Origin of the sequence: Bacillus sp. JKS001846 (assembly GCF_900176455.1) — a bacterium.
Lineage (GTDB): Bacteria > Bacillota > Bacilli > Bacillales > Bacillaceae_G > Bacillus_A > Bacillus_A cereus.
The window spans coordinates 4,432,813-4,453,540 of record NZ_FWYG01000001.1; the positions used below are offsets into that span (position 1 = coordinate 4,432,813).

Below are 20,728 nucleotides of genomic sequence, written 5' to 3' on the forward strand. Positions count from 1 at the left end.
TATAGTATGAGTATCAGCACTTATACAGAAAGGGGACTCCAACATGTTAGCAGCTTTCCAGCAACAACAAACACGAAAATTTTCACCTATCACAAATACTTCTGCGTCTTGTTTAAACATGCAACCTAACCCGCCTAAAATTTCAATTGCTCCTTCTGTTATTTCAGTCATCGGTGTTCATATGGAAAAACATAAATTAAAAATAAAAACGGGACAAAACATTGTGTTATCAGCTTCCATTTTACCAATACAAGCAACGAATAAAGAGCTTATTTGGTCAAATATGAATTCTGATATCATCACCATATATCCAAAAGGTGACACCGTGACGATTACTGGAAAAAGTGCAGGTAAAGCAGTCGTAATTGTCACAACTGCTGAAGGCAAATTTCGTGACCTATGTGTCATTCATGTACAACCTTATATGACAAATCCAAAGTAAAAGAGTGGCTTCGTAGCCACTCTTTTACTTGATTTCAATATTTGAGTTTTTACTTTTTACAAGGTTAATAAAAAATTGGATATAACCATACATTTTTTTTGATGGAAATTCTACTAAACTTTCCCCGTCTTGATTTAAGTCAATGAATCTCCTTCTCTTCCCTATTACAATGAAAACAATATTAGAAAAGGAGGACATATTATGACTGAACGAAAGTACGCCTTATTTGCTAGCACATCTCTTCTTGTTATGGCATTCATTGCATTTTTCTCTTACGGTTTTGTTCATGGAAACCTCGTTATACAAGGAGATGCGAGTACAACATTCCATAATATCCAAACTTCAAATTCACTTTTCAAAGCGGAAGTTTTTGGGTGGATTATCATTTTTATCACTGATATTGTCGCTGCGTGGGCTCTTTATTTCTTTCTAAAACCAATTCATACTAGCCTCTCATTACTAGCCGCTTTGCTTCGTCTTATGTATACAGCTATACTTGGGATTGCTATATTCAATCTAATATTGGCATTATTGCTTTCAAAAAATACAATTGCAAATCCAGAAACATATACAATGTTGTTTCTCAGTGCATTCGAATACATTTGGTCTGTAGGATTGATCATTTTTGGATTGCATCTTTTCGTTTTAGGCTATGTAGCTTTTCTCTCTAAACAGATACCAAAGTTTATTAGTATACTGCTGTTCATTGCTGCTACCGGTTATATGCTAATTCACGTCATGAATACAATGTTTACACAATACGATACAATGATTTCACTCATACAATCACTATTCCAATTACCTATAATTGCAGGTGAATTAGGACTTGCGATATGGCTACTATTGAAAGGTGGTAAACACTCTAATTAAGCCGTTTCTTAATTCTACTTAATGATTCTGGTGTCATGCCAAGATAGCTTGCTAGCTGATATTGTGGAACGCGATGAATTAAATACGGGCGTTTTCGTAACAATGTTTTATATCGCTCTTCTGGTGTCGATGAGATAAATACAGCAAGTTCATCTTGTACTTCACCGAAATTGTACTCGATCATTTTACGCGTCATTTCTTCTAATTGTGAATACTTATTATACATGTCCTTTTCACTATGTAGATCACCAACAACTACAGTACAATCTTCTAAACACGTTAACGTATATGATGAAGATTTATCTTGTTTATGATGGTTGAAATTCGAAATTGCCTGTTCTTCTGTATAAAAATTTGATGTAACTTCTTTCCCTGCTTCATCTATACTATGTTGCCTAACGCATCCTTTTAATACAAAATAACATTTTAACGGAACATTTCCTTGTCTTAGGAGCACTGTTCCTTTTTTATATTCTTCAATTTGTAATTCCCTGAGGATCATTTGCTGCTCTTCTTCACTTAGTGTTGTAAATCTATTCATATACTTCTTTAATATCTCTTCCATTTTCCTCCCCCTTCTACGCCCGCATTTCTATAAAACAAAAAGAGAAGTATCATAACTTCTCTTTTCTCCCCTAACACTATAATTCCTGTGTATACACTGGCTCATTTACGACATTTTTTGCTGTTCGCTTTTGTTGCTGCATTAAGAAAACAGATACACCAAACAATACGAGCATGCTACCGATCATTTGCATTGCATTTAATTTTTCTCCAAGTAAGAAGAACGCAAGTATAGATGCTCCAACAGGTTCTCCTAAAATACTCATTGAAATTGTCGTTGCATTTACATAATTTAATAGCCAGTTATTAATTACATGTGACACTGTCGGCACAACCGCAAGTAAAAGAAAAACAGTCCAATCCCACTTCGTATAACCTGTAAAGGGTACTTGTAATATAACATTATAAATCCCCATAAAAAGACCTGCGAACGCAAAGACTGTAAAGCTATAAATCCAGTGCGATACTTTCTTCACTGTCGTTTGCCCGATAAATAAATAACCGACAACCGCTATTACACTTAGAAAGGATAATATGTCACCATAAATTGCTTGCTTACTTAAACCTAAATCTCCCCAACCAATGCACATTACTCCTAAAATAGCGATTCCCATCGTTGCAATGGCTGAATATGTTGTTCTTTCTTTAAATAGAAAAAAACCTCCAACTAAAGATACGATTGGTTGAAGTGCCAAAATAATTGTTGAACTAGCAACTGTTGTATGCTTTAAAGATTCAAACCATAAAAGAAAATGCAGTGCTAAAAAGAAACCAGATCCAATTAAAAAGCCCCAATCTTTCATTTGAATCCTATTAAATTCCTCTCTTTTTTTCCATACGATAGGCAGCATAATAAGTACGATAATCCATAAGCGGTACATACTTAATATTGAAGATGGTGCTGAGGACATCTTTACAAAAACTGCTGCAAAGGAAATGGCAATTATAGAAATTGCTAATGGTAGTGCGATTGATTTTTCTTGTTTCAAATCCTGTCTCCCCTCTCACCTGTCAAAAATCCCACTTCATTATATCCGTTTTCTTTCGCAACTTAAATACTAATTTTTTAGATTCTTCGTACCATTATGGTAAAATAGAAATTAAGGCACCAATTAGTGAATATTTCTTTCCTTTTCACTACAAGCGTCGCTCTTACAATCGTTACAGTAAATTTTTATTTAGGGGGATCTACATGAGTCAAACAATAGGGAGAATTGAAGAAATTTCATTTTATAGCGCATCACTTCAAGAAGATGTTACACTTCTCGTTTATTTACCAGTAAATTACACACCACTGCACAAACATACAGTTGTAATTGCACAAGATGGTAGAGATTATTTTCAGCTTGGTAAAGCGCACCGTGTAATTGAGCGCCTTCGTGAAACCGAAGAAATTGACCGTACAATTATTGTCGGTATTCCATATAAAAATGTACATGATCGTAAAGAAAAATATTTCCCAAATGAAGTAAAAAATGCTGCATATATTCGTTTCCTTGCTCATGAACTTGCACCATATATTGATGAAAATTATCCAACGTACCAAATGGGAAAAGGTCGTGTTTTAATTGGTGATTCTCTTGGCGGAACAGTTTCCTTTATGACTGCACTTATGTATCCGCATACATTCGGTAAAGTCGTTATGCAATCACCATTTGTGGATGAGACAGTGATGAACTTAGCAAAAGAATTCAAAGATCCACAGGCGTTAGAACTGTATCACGTCATCGGTACAGAAGAAACGGCTGTAAAGCGTACTGATGGACAAGTATCTGATTTCGTAGGGCCGAACCGTGAGTTAAATACACTTCTTACAGATAGAAACTTCATCACGCATTATGAGGAATTTGAAGGCAATCATACTTGGAAATATTGGCAGACTGATTTACCGAAAGCCTTCTCTCATATTCTATCAATGAAATAATAGAGAGCAGTATTCAGAATAATTTGATATAATAGATAAAGAGATTTATTTATCTCAAAATCTAACTAGACTTACAAAGGGAGGAATTGGAACATGAAATTAGGCATTGTAATTTTTCCATCTAAAATGATTCAAGATAAAGCGAACGGATTGCGTAAACGTTATGACCCGCACTACGCATTAGTTCCGCCACATATTACATTGAAAACACCCTTTGAGGCGCAAGATGAACAATTAGAGTCGATTGTAAACGAGTTACATACAATCGCAAGTAAAACGAACCCTTTCACCCTTCATGTTGGGAAAGTTGGTTCATTCGCACCTGTTAATAACGTCCTTTACTTTAAAGTAGAAAAAACACCTGAACTTACTTTCTTAAATGAAGAAATGCATAGCGGGTTATTCACGCAAGAACGCGAATATGCTTTCGTACCTCATTTAACAATCGGACAAGGCTTATCAGATGCAGAGCATGCTGATGTGTTGGGCCGATTACGTATGAAAGATTTCTATTACGAACAACCAATTGATCGTTTCCATCTTCTATATCAATTAGAAAATGGAACATGGACTGTACACGAAACATTCCGTCTTGGAAAGGGGAACAACTAATTTGCACGCACAGATTGTACAAACGGACGAACAACTAAGAGATGCATTCTCTGTACGTAAACAAGTGTTTGTAAATGAACAACGTGTCTCTGCTGAAGAAGAGTACGATGAGTTTGAAGAAACTTCAACACACGTTGTTATATATGACAATGATGTTCCAGTTGGTGCTGGACGTTTTCGCATCCTTGATGGTATAGGAAAAATGGAACGCATTTGCGTGCTAAATTCCCATCGCAAAAAAGGGATTGGAAAAATTGTTATGGATTCTCTTGAAGCGTATGCAAAAGAAAATTCGCTACCGAAATTGAAACTTCACGCTCAAACACATGCCGAAGATTTCTATAAAAAACTTGGATATGTAACAAGTTCTGATGTATTTATGGAAGCGAATATCCCGCACGTCGTAATGATAAAAGAATTGTAATTTGAAAGCAGGAGGTGATCCCTCCTGTTTTTTTACATTGCTATTTTCTTTTTCTTCCGCTAAAGTTAAATGTTGATGCTATAGTTTTGAAGGTGAACATATGACACAAGAAAAATTTTCACAAAAATCGTTAACACACGCTGATATTCCGCGTGCGACATATCATATTCCGAAAACATCTACCCATTTAATTATGGAAGAAGATGTAGATGCGGCTTATTTCCGCGCTCTTGAACAACAAAATGTTTTTTTAAACGAAAAACAATTAGAAGCCGTGCGCACAACAGAAGGTCCTGTTCTTACACTAGCTGGTGCCGGAAGCGGGAAAACATCTGTTTTAACAACTCGCGTTGGTTATTTAGTAAATGTAAAACAAGTTCATCCACGAAATATTTTATTACTTACATTTACACAAAAAGCAGCTGAAGAAATACGAAGTCGTGTTGCGAAGTTACCGGGTATGAATCATGCAGCAAGTAGCTACGTAGTTGCTGGTACATTCCACTCTGTTTTCTTAAAATTACTTCGTAGTCAAGGTTATAATCAGCAAATTTTAGCAAATGAAAAACATAAACAAATTATGATAAAGAAAATCTTAAAAGAATTGCGTTTAAAAGACGATTATGATGCTGAAACGATGCTCGCGATGATTTCACTTGAGAAAAACAAATTAAATCGTCCGAAAGATGTAAAAGCGAAAACACCAGTCGAACAAGAATTTAAAGAAGTATACGAACGTTTTGAAGAGGTAAAACAAAGATACAATTATATTGATTTCGATGACATCTTATTGGAAACATATTATATGTTAGAAAATAATGCTCCTTTACTAACTCAATTACAACAACGTTTTCACTATATTGAAGTAGATGAGTTTCAAGATACATCGTATGCACAATATGAAATCGTAAAATTGTTAGCCACGCCAAGAAATAATTTATTTATCGCAGGTGATGACGACCAGGCGATATACGGCTGGCGAGGAGCAAGTCACCAAATTATTTTATCTTTTCCAAAAGAATTTGATAACACAACAATCATTGCACTAAATACGAATTATCGATCCAATCCCTTTATCGTCGGGCTTGGAAATGAAGTTATAAAATTAAATCAAGAACGTTTTGATAAAGAGCTATACTCTGTTCGTGAGGAAGGTGTACAACCTTTTTATGCAAGACCTGCTACGACTCTTGATGAAGCAAATCAAATTTTGCAGCTTATTCAAGAAAAAGTAGAGAGTGGTGAACGTAACTTTAAAGATTTTTGTTTACTGTATCGCACACATTCTGTAAGTCGTTCGTTACTTGATCAGCTTACCATTCATAAAATCCCGTTTATTAAACACGGAGCGAGCCAATCATTTTATGAACATTCTTTAATTAAGCCTGTATTAGATCATTTAAGACTCGTGATTGAGCCGTTTCGACTAGAATCACTTTCAAACATATTGCCGACGATGTATATCGGACGTGATGATTGTATTTCATTTATTGAACGTGAACAATGGAAATATGGTGAGGGGCGCTTCCCTTCTCTTCTTCATTTCTTACTATTAAATCCAAGCTTAAAACCTTTTCAAGTGAAAAAGGTAAATGAGCGCATCGATTTTATTAAGTTTATTAAAGAATTAGAACCGAAAAAAGCATTAAAAGAAATCATTCATGGTAAAGGAAAATATTTAGAGTACTTACAAAATAACGATCGTTCTTCCTTTACAATGCATAAAGACATACAAGAAGAAATGTTGGAAGAATTAATGGAGTCTGCAACTCGTTTCACCGATATTCCAGCTTATTTACAATTTATCGACGAGGCGATTCAAGGTCAAAAAGAAATGGAAGCATTAAAAACAATGCCGCAAAAAGATGCCGTTTCACTTATGTCAATTCATAACGCAAAAGGCCTTGAATTTCCATGTGTCTTTTTACTTGGAGCGAGTGATGGAATCCTGCCTCATACTTCTTCTTTAAAAGATGCAAATGATCGTGTTACGGAAACTTCTGAAGCGTTAGAAGAAGAACGCCGATTACTTTATGTTGCCATTACACGTGCGAAAGAAGAACTTTACATTTCTTCTCCGCAATTTTTCAGAGGAAAGAAATTAGATATATCTCGTTTTTTATATACTGTGCGAAAAGATTTACCTGAAAAGACATCCACTAAATAAGGATGTCTTTTTTTATATCACGTTATGTACATCCCTCCTATATAAATTCCTTGTTTTTATCGTGAGAATTAACGTAATATCAGCCATATCCCACTCATATTGTAATAGTGTATGTCAGAACTCACGAGAAGGAGTGAACATAATGAGCTGCAATTGTAATGAAGATCATCAACATGAGTGTGATTTCAACTGTGTATCGAATGTTGTTCGTTTTATACATGAACTACAAGAATGTGCAACGACAACATGTGGATCTGGTTGCGAAGTTCCATTTTTAGGTGCACATAACAATGCATCAGTAGCGAATACACGTCCTTTTATTTTATACACAAAAACTGGAGAACCTTTTGAAGCATTTGCACCATCTTCAAGCCTTACTAGCTGCCGATCTCCTATTTTCCGCGTAGAAAGTATAGATGATGATGACTGTGCTGTATTGCGTGTATTAACTGTAGTTTTAGGTGATGGTACCGCTGTACCACCTGGTGACGACCCAATCTGTACGTTTTTAGCTGTACCAAATGCAAGACTAATATCAACCTCCACTTGCATTACTGTTGATTTAAGTTGCTTCTGCGCTATTCAATGCTTACGTGATGTTTCTATTTAAAACTAAATAATGAGTTAAGCATGGATTGGGTGGCAGAGTATTCTGCCACCCAATCCATGCTTAAAGAGTATTCTTATGTAAATTTCTTAAAATTGGGAACTTGTCTAGAACATAGAACCTGTCCTTTTCATTAACTGAAAGTAGAAACAGATAAAGGAGTGAAAAACATGTTCTCTTCTGATTGCGAATTTACTAAAATCGATTGTGAGGCGAAGCCAGCTAGTACACTACCTGCCTTTGGTTTTGCTTTCAACGCGTCTGCACCTCAGTTTGCTTCACTATTTACACCACTATTATTACCTAGCGTAAGTCCAAACCCAAATATTACTGTTCCTGTAATAAATGATACAGTAAGTGTCGGAGATGGCATTCGAATTCTACGAGCTGGTATTTATCAAATTAGTTATACATTAACAATTAGTCTTGATAACGTACCTACTGCACCAGAAGCTGGTCGTTTCTTCTTATCATTAAATACACCAGCTAACATTATTCCTGGATCAGGTACAGCAGTTCGTTCTAACGTTATTGGTACTGGTGAAGTAGACGTATCCAGCGGTGTTATTCTTATTAACTTAAATCCTGGTGACTTAATTCAAATTGTGCCAGTTCAGTTAATTGGAACTGTAGACATTCGTGCTGCAGCATTAACAGTTGCACAAATTAGCTAGTAAAAAGCGGTATTTCTTATACAGAAATACCGCTTTTTATATATAATAAAAAACACTCACAGTAGCATGAGTGTTTCATTCTTCATATTGTTTTATTGTGTTCTTCTTTTTCCCACAATTGCATCCCTTTTTCTTCACAAATCCTTGTTGTTGTAATTGTTCTTGATATGCCTGTTGTTGTGCTTGGTGTTGTTGCTGTATATGATACCACTGCTGCAGGTCATATGAATTCTGCCTTAGATTATTGCTCACAGCAAACATCTCCTCTACTGTCAATTCTGTCTATTTACTATATGAACAACTCTTTATTTCCGTTCCCTCATTCTTTTAAACTCCGCTTTTTCTCGTATTATGAAAATATATTATTCTCCCATAAAATATCCTGTAATTGTTTCAATGATTGCTGCCGCTCCTGCAATAGCTAATAATGCAAGTAACGGTTCCGCAACGATAGGGATCCAATTATATAAGACTAATAAAAAAGCACTAACCCATACACCTGTACACCAATAACAGCTTAATAATTCGCCAATCCACTTTCTTAATCCATTACCTTTCACTTTTGTAAACGTTGATACACTTCCATCCGGCTCCGTAATCTCTAATTCATCAATAAATGGTCTTCGCAAAAAGGCTGTAATTTTATCATAAACAATTAAACGAGTGAGCCTAAAAGCAGCTAACGCAAAAATAAAAAATAAAAGCCAGCTTGTAAACAGCATAATTCCACCTACCCTTATCCTCTTTCGCCTATTTAAAAAAAAAGGTCTTGAGATTGTGACCAAATCTCCTCGACTCCAATATCTTATTAATGTAAATACAAACAAGAAGATAAGGAGTGACATTAATGAGTTGTAACGAAAATAAACACCATGGCTCTTCTCATTGTGTAGTTGACGTTGTAAAATTCATCAATGAATTACAAGATTGTTCTACAACAACATGTGGATCTGGTTGTGAAATCCCATTTTTAGGTGCACACAATACTGCATCAGTAGCAAATACACGCCCTTTTATTTTATACACAAAAACTGGAGAACCTTTTGAAGCATTTGCACCATCTTCAAGCCTTACTAGCTGCCGATCTCCAATTTTCCGTGTGGAAAGTGTAGATGATGATAGCTGTGCTGTGCTACGTGTATTAACTGTAGTATTAGGTGACGGTACTCCGGTACCACCTGGTGACGATCCAATTTGTACGTTTTTAGCTGTACCAAATGCAAGATTAATATCTACAACTACTTGCATTACTGTTGATTTAAGCTGTTTCTGTGCGATTCAATGCTTACGCGACGTTTCTATCGTAAAGTAAACTAAAAAACTATTGGGGTGGTAGAAGCTTTCTACCACCTTTACATATTTAAAAACCGGCCATACTAATCGATTGGATATCATCTATAGACAACCTAATATCTCTCATACTATTTTGCGGCATAATAGATACAATGCCATGACGATACGATATGATCGATCCAACATATGAGACTGTAGCTGTTTTTATTCTGCATCTTACTTTCGGAATGTAATGAGGGCGGTTTAGTAAAAAATGAATTTTTTCATCATTATTCATATCCTTAAATGATTTATTATACGGGACAGTTCTTACTGGTTCTGGTTCTTGCTCTTCTTGTTCTATGTGTTCTTCTTTTTCTTCTTCTATTTTTTCTTCCACTTGCTGCTCTTCTTGTTGTTCTTGTTCTATTACCTCTTCCACAGCACTTCTTACAATATTTTCTTGTCTATTACTTTTCTCTTTTTGATCTTCATTTTCAAAGTTTGTCAGGATAATCCTTTTTATTTTCGGTGCAGCAAGTTCTAAACTTACTTGCGTGATATATAACAACGGTTTTCCAACTGTTGAACTTTTATTTTTATTCTTCACACTCGTCCCTCCCACTTCCATACGTAGCTAAATAAATCGTGTACTATTATAGTTATATTCATCACGTGGTAAGAACTTTCGTTAAAAATCGTTCTTTCTAAGAACAAATAAAAAGGACAATCTCAGCATTTAGAGATTGTCCTTTAAAAATTAATATTATATTTATCCTAGGATATGATACCCTGAATCAACATGAATGTTTTCTCCTGTTACACCGCGTGCTAAATCACTGAATAGGAATACTGCTGTATCGCCAACTTCTTCTTGCGTTGTTGTACGACGAAGTGGTGCGCGCTCCTCAATTTCTCTTAAGATTGAGTTGAAATCGCCTACACCTTTTGCAGATAACGTACGAATTGGTCCTGCAGAAATAGCGTTAACACGAATACCGTGTTGACCTAAATCGTTCGCTAAATATTTCACGCTCGCTTCTAATGAAGCTTTCGCAACACCCATAACGTTATAATTTTTCACAACGCGCTCGCCGCCAAGGTATGTTAATGTTAAAATATTTCCGCCTTCTGTCATTACTTTCTTCGCTTCTCTTGCTACAGCTGTTAAAGAGAATGCGCTAATATTTTGTGCAAGTAAAAATCCATCGCGAGAAGTATCTACAAATTCACCTTTTAAGTCATCGCGATTTGCAAAAGCAATACAATGTGCTACACCGTGAATAGTACCTACTTCTTGTTTAATTGTTTCAAAGCAAGCTGTAAGTTCCTCATCATTCGTTACATCACAAGGTAATACAAGTGATTCTTGTCCTTCTAATGTGTCCGCTAATTCACGAACGTTTCTTTCTAAACGTTCTCCTGCATATGTGAATATTAATTTTGCACCTGCATTATGCAAAGAGCGAGCTATTCCCCATGCAATACTTCTTTGGTTCGCAACGCCCATAACAACAAATGTTTTCCCTTGTAATAGTTCCATGATATATCCTCCCAGAAATACTTATACTTGTTATTAGTACCTGATACTATAATTATAGTACCATAAAACCGCTTAAAGGCAAACAAAAAAGTCATTAACAGAAATTTGTTAATGACTTTTGGTTTCTATAAAAAACCGCTCTAATCCTTCTTCCCAAGACGGCATTTGTGAAAAACCATTTAATCGTAGCATGTTATGTTGAAAAATAGAATATTTGGGCCTCGCAGCCGCAGCCCCGAATTCTTCCGTTGAAACAGGTAATACATTCACTTTCATATTGGCGTACGAAAATATCTTTTGTGCAAATTCAAACCAAGAGCATGAGCCTCTGTTTGATACGTGGTATGTACCGTATAAAGAAGTATGAATGAGCTTATTAATAACCATATTTAAATCCGCCACATACGTAGGAGAGCCAACTTGATCCGCTACAACAGATATTTCATTTCTTTCTTTTCCTAATCGCATCATCGTTTTGACAAAATTATTTCCATATTTACCATATAGCCACGATGTGCGAACGATAAAATATTTATTATGTAACTCTTTGACAAACTGCTCCCCCGCATACTTAGAGGCCCCATATATATTTATCGGCGCTGGACTATGAAATTCGTCGTATCCATCTGGTCTGGCGCCTTGAAATACATAATCAGTACTAATATAAACTAGCTTCGCTCCTACTAATTGTGAAGCAACCGCTACATTTCGAGCTCCGATTGCATTTATTCTATATGCAAGGTCCTGTTCTTTCTCCGCATGATCTACTTTCGTATAAGCAGCACAATGAATAATTATATGTGGTTTTATTTCTTGTACCACTTGTTGTATTCGGGATATATTTGTCACATCTAATAACTTTTTATCAAATGGATATATATCATATTCTTCAGAGTCTAACTCTTCAAATAGTTGCTTTCCTAATTGACCGTTTGCTCCTGTTATGATAACCCTCTCTTTCATTTAACATGCCCCTTACTGGTCTTTTAGTGGTTTCCACCATTCCTTATTCTTTTCATACCATTTCACCGTCTCTTGTAATCCTTGTTCAAACGTATATTTCGGTTCCCAATCAAATTCATTCTTCATTTTCTCTGCATCAATCGCATAACGACGATCGTGCCCTAAACGATCTGTAACATATTCAATGTCTTTTTTTGTTTTTCCTAAAAGATTAATAATTTGTTCCACAACTTCTACATTTGTTTTTTCATTATTTCCACCTATATTATATACTTCTCCTACACGCCCCTTATGCAGAACAACGTCAATCGCACTGCAATGATCCGTTACATGTAACCAATCTCTTACATTTAATCCATCGCCATATAACGGTAATTTTTTTCCTTCCAGTGCATTCGTAACCATTAACGGAATTAATTTTTCAGGATATTGATACGGCCCGTAGTTATTGGAACAACGCGTTACTATAACTGGTAATTGATATGTTTTATAGTAAGATAGAGCTATCATGTCCGCACTCGCCTTACTTGAAGAATATGGACTATTTGGAGCTAACGGTGTTTTCTCTGTAAACTTCCCTGTTTTTCCTAAAGAGCCATACACTTCATCCGTTGACACTTGCACAAGTTTTATATGCGAATATTTTTTAACTAGTTCTAATAAAGTGACCGTTCCAATTACATTTGTATCATAAAAAGGAATCGGATTTTCAATACTACGGTCCACATGTGATTCAGCTGCAAAATTTACAATCACTTGTACATCCCGCTCTTTTATAACGTGTTCTAATAGCTCTCCATTTTGAATTTCTCCCTTTACAAAAGAGTAATTCGGGTGATCCAGAAGAGATTTTACGTTATTTAAATTCCCGCTATATGTTAAGGCATCGTAATTAATAATTTTATATGTTTCATAACTTTGTAGCATGTAATGAACGAAATTACTTCCAATAAATCCAGCCCCACCTGTTACTAATATATTCATAAACAACGCTCCTACTTAAAAACTATCTTCATATTCCTCTAATAATGGTAATATCTGATCCTTATCGGACAATATAGGATCGGTTACTGGCCAAGGAATTGCTAAATCTTTATCTTCCCAAAGTAATCCTGAGTCATGCTCTGCGCTATAATATTCATCTACTTTATACATAACGATAGTATGCGGAACAAGCGTGCAAAATCCATGCGCAAACCCTTTTGGCACTAGTAATTGCCGATGGTTATCTGCACTTAAAATATATCCTTTCCATTGTTTAAATGTTGGTGATTTTTTTCGTAAATCAACGATAACATCATAAATTGCCCCTTGCATAACTTGAATGAGTTTCGTTTGTGCTTTCGGTTTTTTTTGAAAGTGTAGTCCCCGAATCGTTCCTGCCTTAGCCGAATAAGATACGTTATCCTGTACAAATGAATACGTTATCCCTAATGTTTCTAGCACCTGCTTATTATAACTCTCTGAAAAAAAGCCACGCTCGTCTCCAAACAACCTCGGTTCTAACAATTTTGCATCGGTAAAATTTGTTTCTACAACTTTCATATTCTCACCTATTCTCCGTTAAACTGTTTCCCAAAATTAATATCACGCGCTAACGTATTCGCCTTTTGAAGCGAAGCATGAGTTCCCGCATCAGTCCACCAGCCGCTCATTTCATTATAAGTAAGTACCCCTCGTTTTAAATACCAATTATTTATATCTGTAATTTCAAGTTCTCCCCGTGCAGAAGGTTTTAATTCTTTAATATAAGAAAAGACTTTCGAATCATACAAATAAATTCCCGTAACCGCATAAGAACTTTTCGGCTCTTTCGGCTTTTCTTCAATTTCAACTATTTTTCGGTTTTGAATATGTGCTACGCCAAATCTTTCGGGATCTTCTACAGATTGCAATAGCACTTTCGCACCTTCTTTTTGATTTGCAAACTCTTCAACATACGGAAGAATATCATCTGAAAAAATATTATCCCCTAATATAACTACCATACGATCATTCCCGACGAAATCTTCACAAAGCCCTAACGCCTGTGCGATCCCGCCCGCTTTATCTTGCACACGATACGTAAAGGACACTCCAAATTCATGACCACTCCCTAAAAAGCTAACAACATCCCCCATATGCTCTTTACCCGTAATAATCATAATATCTGTAATATCGCATTGTTTTAGCTTATATACCGCATGATAAATCATCGGATACCGACCAACAGGAAGTAAATGTTTATTCGTTACTTTCGTTATTGGATATAATCTCGATCCAGTACCACCTGCTAAAATAATTCCTTTCACTTTTCATCTCTCCTTTATGATGGAGATAATATATCTTTGTAATGTTCTACAAACACTTTCCGGTACTTCTCATATGTATCCGCATCAAACTCATCCCCGTTGTAATGAATACACCATAAATTTGCTTGATTTGGGATACCAATTAAATAACCAGCCCTTTGAAACTCTAAAGACTGTGACACATCATAAAAGTGAAACCCTTGAAACAAATCTTCTCGCCACGGAATATCATACTGCGTTGCCATGAATAAACCATCAATTGCCTGAACTGACAAAAATGGTTGATTACCATAAAAAACCTGATCTAAATTTAATAATTGATAATTCCGTCTTCTATACTCAATCACTTTCCCTACTAAATTTTTTCCTTCCCACCATATCCCGTTATTCGGTAAAAACTGAGCCCCAGCGACTCCTATTAAACCAAGCTTTTCATTTTCTTTAAAAAGAGATATAAGTGTAGAAAACACGTCTCGATTAATAAGATATGTATCTTGATGTATATACACTTTGTATTTCGCTGGATATGAAAGGGCTCGGTTGTATGCACTTGCCATACTTTGCGCATCTCGTATCGGAAAAATTTGCACGACATAACCAGAGGGAACAAAAATGTTTCTTATTTGGCTCTCACATTGTTTGAAAAGCTCCTCATTATTTACACAAACAACGACTAATATTGTATGATCTTTCATTTTTGTCCCCCCTTTTATTCTTCCTTATTTACATCTGACATATAGTGTTCCACAAATATTTTCCGATACTTTTCATAGTTCGTCATATTCACATCAAAATGATAATGGATACACCAAGCATCGCGCTGTACAGGTACACCGACTGTATATCCTGCTTTTTTAAATTCAAATGATTGAGATACATCATAAAAATCAAATCCGTCAAATAAGTCTTCTCGCCACGGAACATCATATTGTGTCGCCATTAATAAACCATCAATACATTCTACAGGAATAAATGTTTTTGATTCATGATACGGTTGTTCTAAACTTGCCATATAAAACAAATCATTCATATAACCAATGACTTTTCCTACAATTCCACGCCCTTCGTTCCATACGCCAGTCGGAGGAACATATTGCGCTCCAACCATCCCAATCATCCCAAGGTTTTCATGTTCCTCAAATAATTGAAGTAATCCGTATAAAAAAGCCCTATTTATAATAAAAACATCTTGATGTAAATACACTTTATACTTCGCTGGATGCGAAATGGCTTGATTGTATCCACTCGTCATACTTTTCGCATTTCGAATCGGCATAAATTGGACAATATACCCTGGCGGTACTAACAATTGCAATATATGTCGCACGCAGTTTGCATACAATTTCCGATCATTTATGCATGTAACAAATAATATTGTTTTGTCTGCAGCACTCATAATTGTGATTTTTCAGCTTCAATAATATACTGAAATACAACTGTCTCAGCCATGAAGCCACTTCCAAGACGATATTTTTTACAAATTCCATATAACTCCTCAATAAGCGGCTCATACATTTTATGATCAACATATACACGATCTACTTTACTAATTGAATATCCTGCTTTTAAAAACATTCTTAGCATTTCATTGAATGTAAAGAAACGAATATGTGTTTTATCTAATAAACCATATTCTGTATACGTCCAATTTCCAGCAAGTAAGGGAGCTAATACTGAAATATGAGCAACGTTTGGTATACTTGCTAAAATCACACCATTTTGCTTTATATATGGCTTAACCTTTTCAATCACAGCCCACGGATCAAATAAATGCTCTAATACATCCCCAAATAGGACGCAATCAAATTGCCCCTCCTCATAAGGAAGATCTATTTTTTCTATATCCCCTAAAATAACATGATCTAGTCTTTCCTTCGCTTTTTCTGCCGCCTCTGGAAATGCCTCTATTCCTGATACACGTGTACCGTTTTCTTTAATAGCTGCTCCCAATGCACCGCTCGAGCAACCAATATCAAGAACTTCTTTCCATTCCTTTTTTATATGCTTTAATAAATTCGGATTCGCTGCATTATAATAATGCTCGGATTTTTCTTCATATAAAGAACTTTTTTCGCGATTCATTTCACACACTCCTTATGCAAATTGAATTAGAAATATAAATCTCATATGAATTCTATAAAGTGCAGATTTTGTTCATCCCCCAATGATTATTAGCCCGCAAATAGCAGTATAAAATCTTTTATTTATATTGGTTACGTTACTGATACTCTAATATATAACCAATCTATTAGAGTTAGAATAGCGATAAATCATTTCTAAAAAACGAAACCTATTACACTTTATATGGTTTATCAAAAACTCCCCGAAAATATTTACGGTTATATTCAATTGCAGCATTATTCGGAACATAAGAAGCTGCTAATTCATTGTAATAATACGCTTTATCCTGCTCCCCTAACCTGCTATAACAAATACACATTTGTAAATAGGGTAGCCATGTGTAGCTAGCTGGACTATGGAAAGGACTTTCCGTTGCCATTGGTACTTCCGTGGCAAGTTTAAACCAAAATATCGCTTCATTATATTTTTCTTGTTCCATATATATATATCCTATTCTTGTACAATTCTCTCCTCTAGGGACGTCATACCGAAACGACTTCACACAAGATTCGATTGCCTTCTCCCACATTCCTAGCTTTGCATAGCAATCTCCTAACTTACCACATGCATAAATTTTCTCTTCATACCATCCTTCGTCTTGATTAAGAAATGTTTCATATAGAAGAACTGCATCATCATATTTTTGGTTATCCGTAGATTCATTTGCGTAATAAAATAAATCTCTCGGACTTAATTCTTCACCTGCCGCTACAGTATTTTGAAAAATTTTCAAATTACGATTTGTTACTTTTTTTTCTTTTTTATGTGTAATAGCAACATTACTACTAAAAACCTCACCAGAAATAGCTAAATACTCATGAACCTTTCCAAACCATTGAAATTGTTTTTCACGCTTTACAAGTCGATTTCTTTTTGTACAATATAAAGGTTTCCCGTTAGAATCCATTGCAAGATGATAAGGCATCGAAACAGCATCAATTTTAGGATCTAATTCTCTTTTTAAAAGTTTCAATGCTTCTTGAGCATCTTCTAATAAGACATCATCTGCATCTAGCCACAATATATACTCTTGCGTCGCTTTTGAAAAAGAAAAATTTCTTGCTGCTGCAAAATCATCAATCCACTGGAAATCATATATGTTAGAAGTGTATTTCTCTACGATTTCTTTCGTTCGATCGACGGAACCTGTATCAACTACTATAATTTCATCCACAATTTTTTCAACTGTTTCTAAACAACGGGCTATTGTCTCCTCCTCATCTCGAACAATCATACATAAACTAATTGTAATTCCTTGCTTGTTCAACATAATCACCCTCTTCCAAATCAATCATATGTTATACATATACTAAACTTTCCATTTTTTTAAATTGTTCAAGTAGTTTAAGATTTCTTTTCAATAATTCAAATGTCCGTGTCATTTTCTTTCGGTTTTGCATCTACTATATAATGAACGCTTTATGGAGGTGAATTTATGTCAAATAATAATTATTCAAATGGATTAAATCCCGATGAATCTTTATCAGCTAGTGCATTTGACCCTAATCTTGTAGGACCTACATTACCACCGATACCACCGTTTACCCTTCCGACTGGGCCGACCGGGCCGACTGGACCGACTGGACCTACGGGGCCGACTGTACCTACCGGGCCAACTGGACCGACTGGGCCAACTGGACCTACGGGACCTACAGGACCTACAGGACCGACTGGTGGCACTGGGACTACTGGACCTACGGGGCCTACTGGTGGCACTGGGACTACTGGACCTACGGGGCCTACTGGTGACACTGGGGCTACTGGACCTACGGGGCCTACTGGTGGCACTGGGACTACTGGACCTACGGGGCCTACTGGTGACACTGGGGCTACTGGACCTACAGGGCCTACTGGTGACACTGGGGCTACTGGACCTACGGGGCCTACTGGGGCTACTGGGGCTACTGGACCGACTGGACCGACTGGACCATCTGGACTAGGGCTTCCAGCAGGATTGTATGCATTTAACTCCGCTGGGATTTCTTTGGATATTGGACTTAATGCTCCAGTACCATTTAATACTGTTGGATCTCAGTTTGGTACAGCAATTTCTCAATTAGATCCTGATACTTTCGTAATTAGTCAAACTGGATTCTATAAAATTACCGTTATCGTATACACTGCAGCAGTAAGTCTATTAGGAGGACTTACAATCCAAGTAAATGGGGTATCTGTTCCAGGTACTGGGGCCACTTTAATCTCAGTTGGAGCACCTATCGTTGTTCAAGCAATTACGCAAATTACGACAACTCCATCATTAATTGAAGTAATCGTTACAGGGCTTGGGCTATCATTAGCTGTTGGTACAAATGCATCTATTATTATTGAAAAAATCGCTTAAATTTTTACTTAGCAGTAAAACTGATATCAGTTTTACTGCTTTTTCAATTTCAAATTCAATCATGAAACATTCGCTATCTACATAATCATATTGTTGTATGACATTTTGCAGGAGGCACAAATATGGAAAGTAAATCTGCTGTTCAGCTTTATCTCGAATTGCTAAAGAAGACCATTTTATTTGAAATATGGTTAGAATATGAGGCATACTTACCCGCATCTCTACATATTTCAAAAGAACTAGAATTCGAGCCAGTTACAGTCCCCCTCCCTTTATTCATTAAGCAATATGCTGAAAACCATAACTTAAAAATTGTAAAACCAAATGTTTCAAAAAGTGAACGCCATGATGGAATGGATTGGCCAAGAGCAGCACATAGCATGATCGGTCGAGAACGTATGAACCAATTACAAGAGGCAATGGAAACCGTTGTTCGTGAAAATATAGAGGGAGATTTTATTGAAACAGGTGTATGGCGCGGAGGATCGTGCATTTTTATGAATGGTTTTTTACAAGCAAACAACATTACGAATCGTAATGTGTGGGTCGCTGATTCATTTGAAGGTTTGCCAGCACCGAATCTAGAACAATATCCAAAAGATTACGGTGATTATTTGCACACATTCGATTATTTACGCGTCTCTTTAGAACAAGTACAAGAGAATTTCAAAAAATATGATTTACTAAATGATCAAGTGAAATTTTTAAAAGGCTGGTTTAAAGATACTTTACCAACAGCACCAATTGAAAAAATAGCAATTGCACGGCTTGATGGTGATATGTACGAATCCACAATGGATGGTCTCGTGAACTTATATGATAAAGTTTCTAAAGGTGGCTATATAATTATCGATGACTACGGGCTACCGCCATGCGCTGAGGCTGTGACAGACTTTAGAAACCAACGAAATTTAAAAGCCCCTATTACTAAAATTGATGTATTTGGCGTTTATTGGAGAAAAGAATAAAAAAGATTTAATCTATAGGAGATTTCATTTTCACTCATCCTTCTCTCACTTCTAATCCAATTAAGTATTCTTTTTCGGAATCTCCTTACATATAACAATTGTTTTCCTGTGTTCTCTCAATACAAATTGAAAATTTTATTAATAGATTTACTGCATCTTCTCATACAAGAAAGGGGTATACTCATGAGTGAACTTAACAAAGAAATGACTTTACTCCCCCCTCCTGAACTCGTCCAATATGTAGGTGGCGACTTCAAAAAAGTTGGAAAAGAGTTCCTAAAGCATTTTATTCAAATTGGCGCTTTAAAACCAAATGAAAAAGTATTAGATGTAGGCTGCGGCGTCGGTCGAATGGCTGTACCATTATTGAATTACTTAAATGATGATGGAGCGTATTATGGATTTGATTTGTTTAAAGATGGAATTACTTGGTGCCAAAATAACATTTCAACTATGCGTAATAATTTTCACTTTGAACATGTTGACATATACAATCAATTCTATAATCCAGAAGGAAAAGAAGATGCCTCTCAATATCGTTTCCCCTATGAAGACGGGACATTCGATTTTATCTTTTTAACTTCTGTATTTACGCATCTTCTCCCAAAAGAATTAGAACATTACGTATCTGAAATTGTACGTGTATTAAAAAAAGACGGGAGATGTTTCATTACATTCTTTCTTATAAATCCTGAATCGTCCTATTATTTAAATGCAGGACAAAGTACATTAGGTTTTTATCATCGAATCGAAAATTGCTACGTTGTAAATAAAGATATTCCGAATTTCGCAGTTGCTTATCCTGAGACAGATATTTGCAATCTATTGAATAAGTACGGCCTAGAAATAATCAATAAGCCGCATTACGGTTTATGGTGCGGCAGACATGAATATACAAGTTACCAAGATATTGTTCTTACAAAAAAAAGCTTCTGAAAGGAAGTT

Annotated in this window: 26 protein-coding genes; 12 read left to right on the forward strand and 14 right to left on the reverse strand. The window is 35.8% G+C overall.

Annotated features, from left to right (window positions below; genetic code table 11):
- Positions 1-43 precede the first annotated feature (43 nt).
- On the forward strand, positions 44-442 hold the full coding sequence (locus B9A45_RS23650; RefSeq protein WP_000878734.1) for an Ig-like domain-containing protein: 399 nt from the start codon (positions 44-46) through the stop codon (positions 440-442).
- A 201-nt stretch (positions 443-643) separates the two neighbouring features.
- Positions 644-1,312, forward strand: a complete 669-nt coding sequence (locus B9A45_RS23655; RefSeq protein ID WP_084065209.1) for a DUF4386 domain-containing protein — start codon at positions 644-646, stop codon at positions 1,310-1,312.
- Here B9A45_RS23655 and B9A45_RS23660 read toward each other — a convergent pair.
- On the reverse strand, positions 1,305-1,877 hold the full coding sequence (locus B9A45_RS23660) for a Crp/Fnr family transcriptional regulator (protein ID WP_070757200.1): 573 nt from the start codon (positions 1,875-1,877) through the stop codon (positions 1,305-1,307). The two genes, B9A45_RS23655 and B9A45_RS23660, sit on opposite strands and share 8 nt — an antisense overlap.
- A 76-nt stretch (positions 1,878-1,953) precedes the next feature.
- Positions 1,954-2,865 (reverse strand): DMT family transporter, encoded by a 912-nt coding sequence (locus tag B9A45_RS23665; RefSeq protein ID WP_000806941.1) that lies wholly within the window; start codon positions 2,863-2,865, stop codon positions 1,954-1,956.
- Between the two features lie 203 nt (positions 2,866-3,068).
- Here B9A45_RS23665 and B9A45_RS23670 point away from each other — a divergent pair, with 203 nt between their 5' ends.
- From B9A45_RS23670 to exsF, 6 genes are all read left to right on the forward strand, one after another.
- A complete protein-coding gene (locus B9A45_RS23670; protein WP_000084013.1) occupies positions 3,069-3,800 on the forward strand; it encodes an alpha/beta hydrolase in 732 nt (243 codons plus the stop codon).
- Positions 3,801-3,893: 93 nt separating this feature from the next.
- Positions 3,894-4,412, forward strand: a complete 519-nt coding sequence (locus B9A45_RS23675) for a YjcG family protein (protein ID WP_000765863.1) — start codon at positions 3,894-3,896, stop codon at positions 4,410-4,412.
- Between the two features lies 1 nt (position 4,413).
- The gene (locus B9A45_RS23680; protein ID WP_000543295.1) at positions 4,414-4,836 is read left to right on the forward strand and encodes a GNAT family N-acetyltransferase; all 423 of its coding nucleotides are present in this window, start codon (positions 4,414-4,416) and stop codon (positions 4,834-4,836) included.
- A gap of 100 nt (positions 4,837-4,936) precedes the next feature.
- Positions 4,937-7,003, forward strand: coding sequence for an ATP-dependent helicase (locus B9A45_RS23685; protein WP_000191202.1), 2,067 nt, complete (start codon positions 4,937-4,939; stop codon positions 7,001-7,003).
- 142 nt (positions 7,004-7,145) lie between these two features.
- Positions 7,146-7,613 carry a spore coat protein CotY gene (gene cotY, locus B9A45_RS23690; RefSeq protein WP_001277719.1) on the forward strand — a complete coding sequence of 156 codons (468 nt, stop codon included), beginning with the start codon at positions 7,146-7,148 and terminating at the stop codon, positions 7,611-7,613.
- A gap of 167 nt (positions 7,614-7,780) precedes the next feature.
- Positions 7,781-8,284: an exosporium protein ExsF gene (exsF, locus tag B9A45_RS23695; protein ID WP_000492943.1), complete on the forward strand. Its 504-nt coding sequence runs from the start codon at positions 7,781-7,783 to the stop codon at positions 8,282-8,284.
- A 75-nt stretch (positions 8,285-8,359) separates the two neighbouring features.
- On the opposite strand, the gene B9A45_RS23700 is transcribed toward exsF, so the two are convergent.
- Together B9A45_RS23700 and B9A45_RS23705 are read right to left on the reverse strand one after the other, a co-directional pair.
- Complete coding sequence (locus B9A45_RS23700; protein ID WP_021727509.1) at positions 8,360-8,545, reverse strand: hypothetical protein; 186 nt, start codon at positions 8,543-8,545, stop codon at positions 8,360-8,362.
- Positions 8,546-8,646: 101 nt separating this feature from the next.
- On the reverse strand, positions 8,647-9,006 hold the full coding sequence (locus tag B9A45_RS23705) for a DUF1360 domain-containing protein (RefSeq protein ID WP_000899664.1): 360 nt from the start codon (positions 9,004-9,006) through the stop codon (positions 8,647-8,649).
- A 125-nt stretch (positions 9,007-9,131) separates the two neighbouring features.
- Between B9A45_RS23705 and exsY the strand changes: the two genes are divergently transcribed.
- Positions 9,132-9,596 (forward strand): exosporium assembly protein ExsY, encoded by a 465-nt coding sequence (gene exsY / locus B9A45_RS23710; protein WP_001277743.1) that lies wholly within the window; start codon positions 9,132-9,134, stop codon positions 9,594-9,596.
- A 48-nt stretch (positions 9,597-9,644) separates the two neighbouring features.
- Here the strand turns inward: exsY and B9A45_RS23715 are convergent, their stop codons facing one another.
- The 10 genes from B9A45_RS23715 to B9A45_RS23760 form a co-directional block, all read right to left on the reverse strand.
- Positions 9,645-10,187 carry a spore coat CotO family protein gene (locus B9A45_RS23715; protein WP_002196304.1) on the reverse strand — a complete coding sequence of 181 codons (543 nt, stop codon included), beginning with the start codon at positions 10,185-10,187 and terminating at the stop codon, positions 9,645-9,647.
- A 141-nt stretch (positions 10,188-10,328) separates the two neighbouring features.
- Entirely contained in the window at positions 10,329-11,099 is a 771-nt protein-coding gene (gene fabI / locus B9A45_RS23720) for an enoyl-ACP reductase FabI (protein ID WP_000421886.1), read from the reverse strand.
- Between the two features lie 108 nt (positions 11,100-11,207).
- Positions 11,208-12,062 (reverse strand): dTDP-4-dehydrorhamnose reductase, encoded by an 855-nt coding sequence (rfbD, locus tag B9A45_RS23725; protein WP_000664656.1) that lies wholly within the window; start codon positions 12,060-12,062, stop codon positions 11,208-11,210.
- Between the two features lie 12 nt (positions 12,063-12,074).
- Complete coding sequence (gene rfbB, locus B9A45_RS23730; RefSeq protein WP_001024159.1) at positions 12,075-13,046, reverse strand: dTDP-glucose 4,6-dehydratase; 972 nt, start codon at positions 13,044-13,046, stop codon at positions 12,075-12,077.
- Between the two features lie 15 nt (positions 13,047-13,061).
- Positions 13,062-13,607, reverse strand: coding sequence for a dTDP-4-dehydrorhamnose 3,5-epimerase (gene rfbC, locus B9A45_RS23735; RefSeq protein WP_000869415.1), 546 nt, complete (start codon positions 13,605-13,607; stop codon positions 13,062-13,064).
- 8 nt (positions 13,608-13,615) lie between these two features.
- Positions 13,616-14,353: a sugar phosphate nucleotidyltransferase gene (locus tag B9A45_RS23740; protein WP_000676160.1), complete on the reverse strand. Its 738-nt coding sequence runs from the start codon at positions 14,351-14,353 to the stop codon at positions 13,616-13,618.
- 14 nt (positions 14,354-14,367) lie between these two features.
- The gene (locus B9A45_RS23745) at positions 14,368-15,048 is read right to left on the reverse strand and encodes a glycosyltransferase family protein (RefSeq protein ID WP_000651531.1); all 681 of its coding nucleotides are present in this window, start codon (positions 15,046-15,048) and stop codon (positions 14,368-14,370) included.
- A gap of 14 nt (positions 15,049-15,062) precedes the next feature.
- Positions 15,063-15,749: a glycosyltransferase family protein gene (locus B9A45_RS23750; protein WP_001271187.1), complete on the reverse strand. Its 687-nt coding sequence runs from the start codon at positions 15,747-15,749 to the stop codon at positions 15,063-15,065.
- On the reverse strand, positions 15,746-16,435 hold the full coding sequence (locus B9A45_RS23755) for a class I SAM-dependent methyltransferase (RefSeq protein WP_001078432.1): 690 nt from the start codon (positions 16,433-16,435) through the stop codon (positions 15,746-15,748). Before B9A45_RS23755 ends, B9A45_RS23750 begins: the two co-directional genes overlap by 4 nt.
- A 211-nt stretch (positions 16,436-16,646) precedes the next feature.
- Positions 16,647-17,744, reverse strand: a complete 1,098-nt coding sequence (locus B9A45_RS23760; protein ID WP_000932913.1) for a glycosyltransferase — start codon at positions 17,742-17,744, stop codon at positions 16,647-16,649.
- A gap of 165 nt (positions 17,745-17,909) precedes the next feature.
- Between B9A45_RS23760 and B9A45_RS23765 the strand changes: the two genes are divergently transcribed.
- From B9A45_RS23765 to B9A45_RS23775, 3 genes are all read left to right on the forward strand, one after another.
- Positions 17,910-18,815 (forward strand): BclA C-terminal domain-containing protein, encoded by a 906-nt coding sequence (locus B9A45_RS23765; RefSeq protein ID WP_021727508.1) that lies wholly within the window; start codon positions 17,910-17,912, stop codon positions 18,813-18,815.
- A gap of 122 nt (positions 18,816-18,937) precedes the next feature.
- Positions 18,938-19,783 (forward strand): TylF/MycF family methyltransferase, encoded by an 846-nt coding sequence (locus B9A45_RS23770; RefSeq protein ID WP_000444386.1) that lies wholly within the window; start codon positions 18,938-18,940, stop codon positions 19,781-19,783.
- Positions 19,784-19,966: 183 nt separating this feature from the next.
- Positions 19,967-20,719, forward strand: coding sequence for a class I SAM-dependent methyltransferase (locus B9A45_RS23775; RefSeq protein ID WP_001292838.1), 753 nt, complete (start codon positions 19,967-19,969; stop codon positions 20,717-20,719).
- Positions 20,720-20,728 lie beyond the last annotated feature (9 nt).

Excerpts from the sequence above, each read along its gene's own strand:
- B9A45_RS23650 (WP_000878734.1), top strand. The coding sequence starts at position 44 with ATGTTAGCAGCTTTCCAGCAACAACAAACACGAAAATTTTCACCTATC.
- B9A45_RS23655 (WP_084065209.1), top strand. The coding sequence starts at position 644 with ATGACTGAACGAAAGTACGCCTTATTTGCTAGCACATCTCTTCTTGTT.
- B9A45_RS23660 (WP_070757200.1), bottom strand. The coding sequence starts at position 1,877 with ATGGAAGAGATATTAAAGAAGTATATGAATAGATTTACAACACTAAGT.
- B9A45_RS23670 (WP_000084013.1), top strand. The coding sequence starts at position 3,069 with ATGAGTCAAACAATAGGGAGAATTGAAGAAATTTCATTTTATAGCGCA.
- B9A45_RS23675 (WP_000765863.1), top strand. The coding sequence starts at position 3,894 with ATGAAATTAGGCATTGTAATTTTTCCATCTAAAATGATTCAAGATAAA.
- B9A45_RS23685 (WP_000191202.1), top strand. The coding sequence starts at position 4,937 with ATGACACAAGAAAAATTTTCACAAAAATCGTTAACACACGCTGATATT.
- cotY (WP_001277719.1), top strand. The coding sequence starts at position 7,146 with ATGAGCTGCAATTGTAATGAAGATCATCAACATGAGTGTGATTTCAAC.
- exsF (WP_000492943.1), top strand. The coding sequence starts at position 7,781 with ATGTTCTCTTCTGATTGCGAATTTACTAAAATCGATTGTGAGGCGAAG.
- B9A45_RS23700 (WP_021727509.1), bottom strand. The coding sequence starts at position 8,545 with ATGTTTGCTGTGAGCAATAATCTAAGGCAGAATTCATATGACCTGCAG.
- B9A45_RS23705 (WP_000899664.1), bottom strand. The coding sequence starts at position 9,006 with ATGCTGTTTACAAGCTGGCTTTTATTTTTTATTTTTGCGTTAGCTGCT.
- exsY (WP_001277743.1), top strand. The coding sequence starts at position 9,132 with ATGAGTTGTAACGAAAATAAACACCATGGCTCTTCTCATTGTGTAGTT.
- B9A45_RS23715 (WP_002196304.1), bottom strand. The coding sequence starts at position 10,187 with ATGGAAGTGGGAGGGACGAGTGTGAAGAATAAAAATAAAAGTTCAACA.
- fabI (WP_000421886.1), bottom strand. The coding sequence starts at position 11,099 with ATGGAACTATTACAAGGGAAAACATTTGTTGTTATGGGCGTTGCGAAC.
- rfbD (WP_000664656.1), bottom strand. The coding sequence starts at position 12,062 with ATGAAAGAGAGGGTTATCATAACAGGAGCAAACGGTCAATTAGGAAAG.
- rfbB (WP_001024159.1), bottom strand. The coding sequence starts at position 13,046 with ATGAATATATTAGTAACAGGTGGGGCTGGATTTATTGGAAGTAATTTC.
- rfbC (WP_000869415.1), bottom strand. The coding sequence starts at position 13,607 with ATGAAAGTTGTAGAAACAAATTTTACCGATGCAAAATTGTTAGAACCG.
- B9A45_RS23745 (WP_000651531.1), bottom strand. The coding sequence starts at position 15,048 with ATGAAAGATCATACAATATTAGTCGTTGTTTGTGTAAATAATGAGGAG.
- B9A45_RS23750 (WP_001271187.1), bottom strand. The coding sequence starts at position 15,749 with ATGAGTGCTGCAGACAAAACAATATTATTTGTTACATGCATAAATGAT.
- B9A45_RS23755 (WP_001078432.1), bottom strand. The coding sequence starts at position 16,435 with ATGAATCGCGAAAAAAGTTCTTTATATGAAGAAAAATCCGAGCATTAT.
- B9A45_RS23760 (WP_000932913.1), bottom strand. The coding sequence starts at position 17,744 with ATGTTGAACAAGCAAGGAATTACAATTAGTTTATGTATGATTGTTCGA.
- B9A45_RS23765 (WP_021727508.1), top strand. The coding sequence starts at position 17,910 with ATGTCAAATAATAATTATTCAAATGGATTAAATCCCGATGAATCTTTA.
- B9A45_RS23770 (WP_000444386.1), top strand. The coding sequence starts at position 18,938 with ATGGAAAGTAAATCTGCTGTTCAGCTTTATCTCGAATTGCTAAAGAAG.
- B9A45_RS23775 (WP_001292838.1), top strand. The coding sequence starts at position 19,967 with ATGAGTGAACTTAACAAAGAAATGACTTTACTCCCCCCTCCTGAACTC.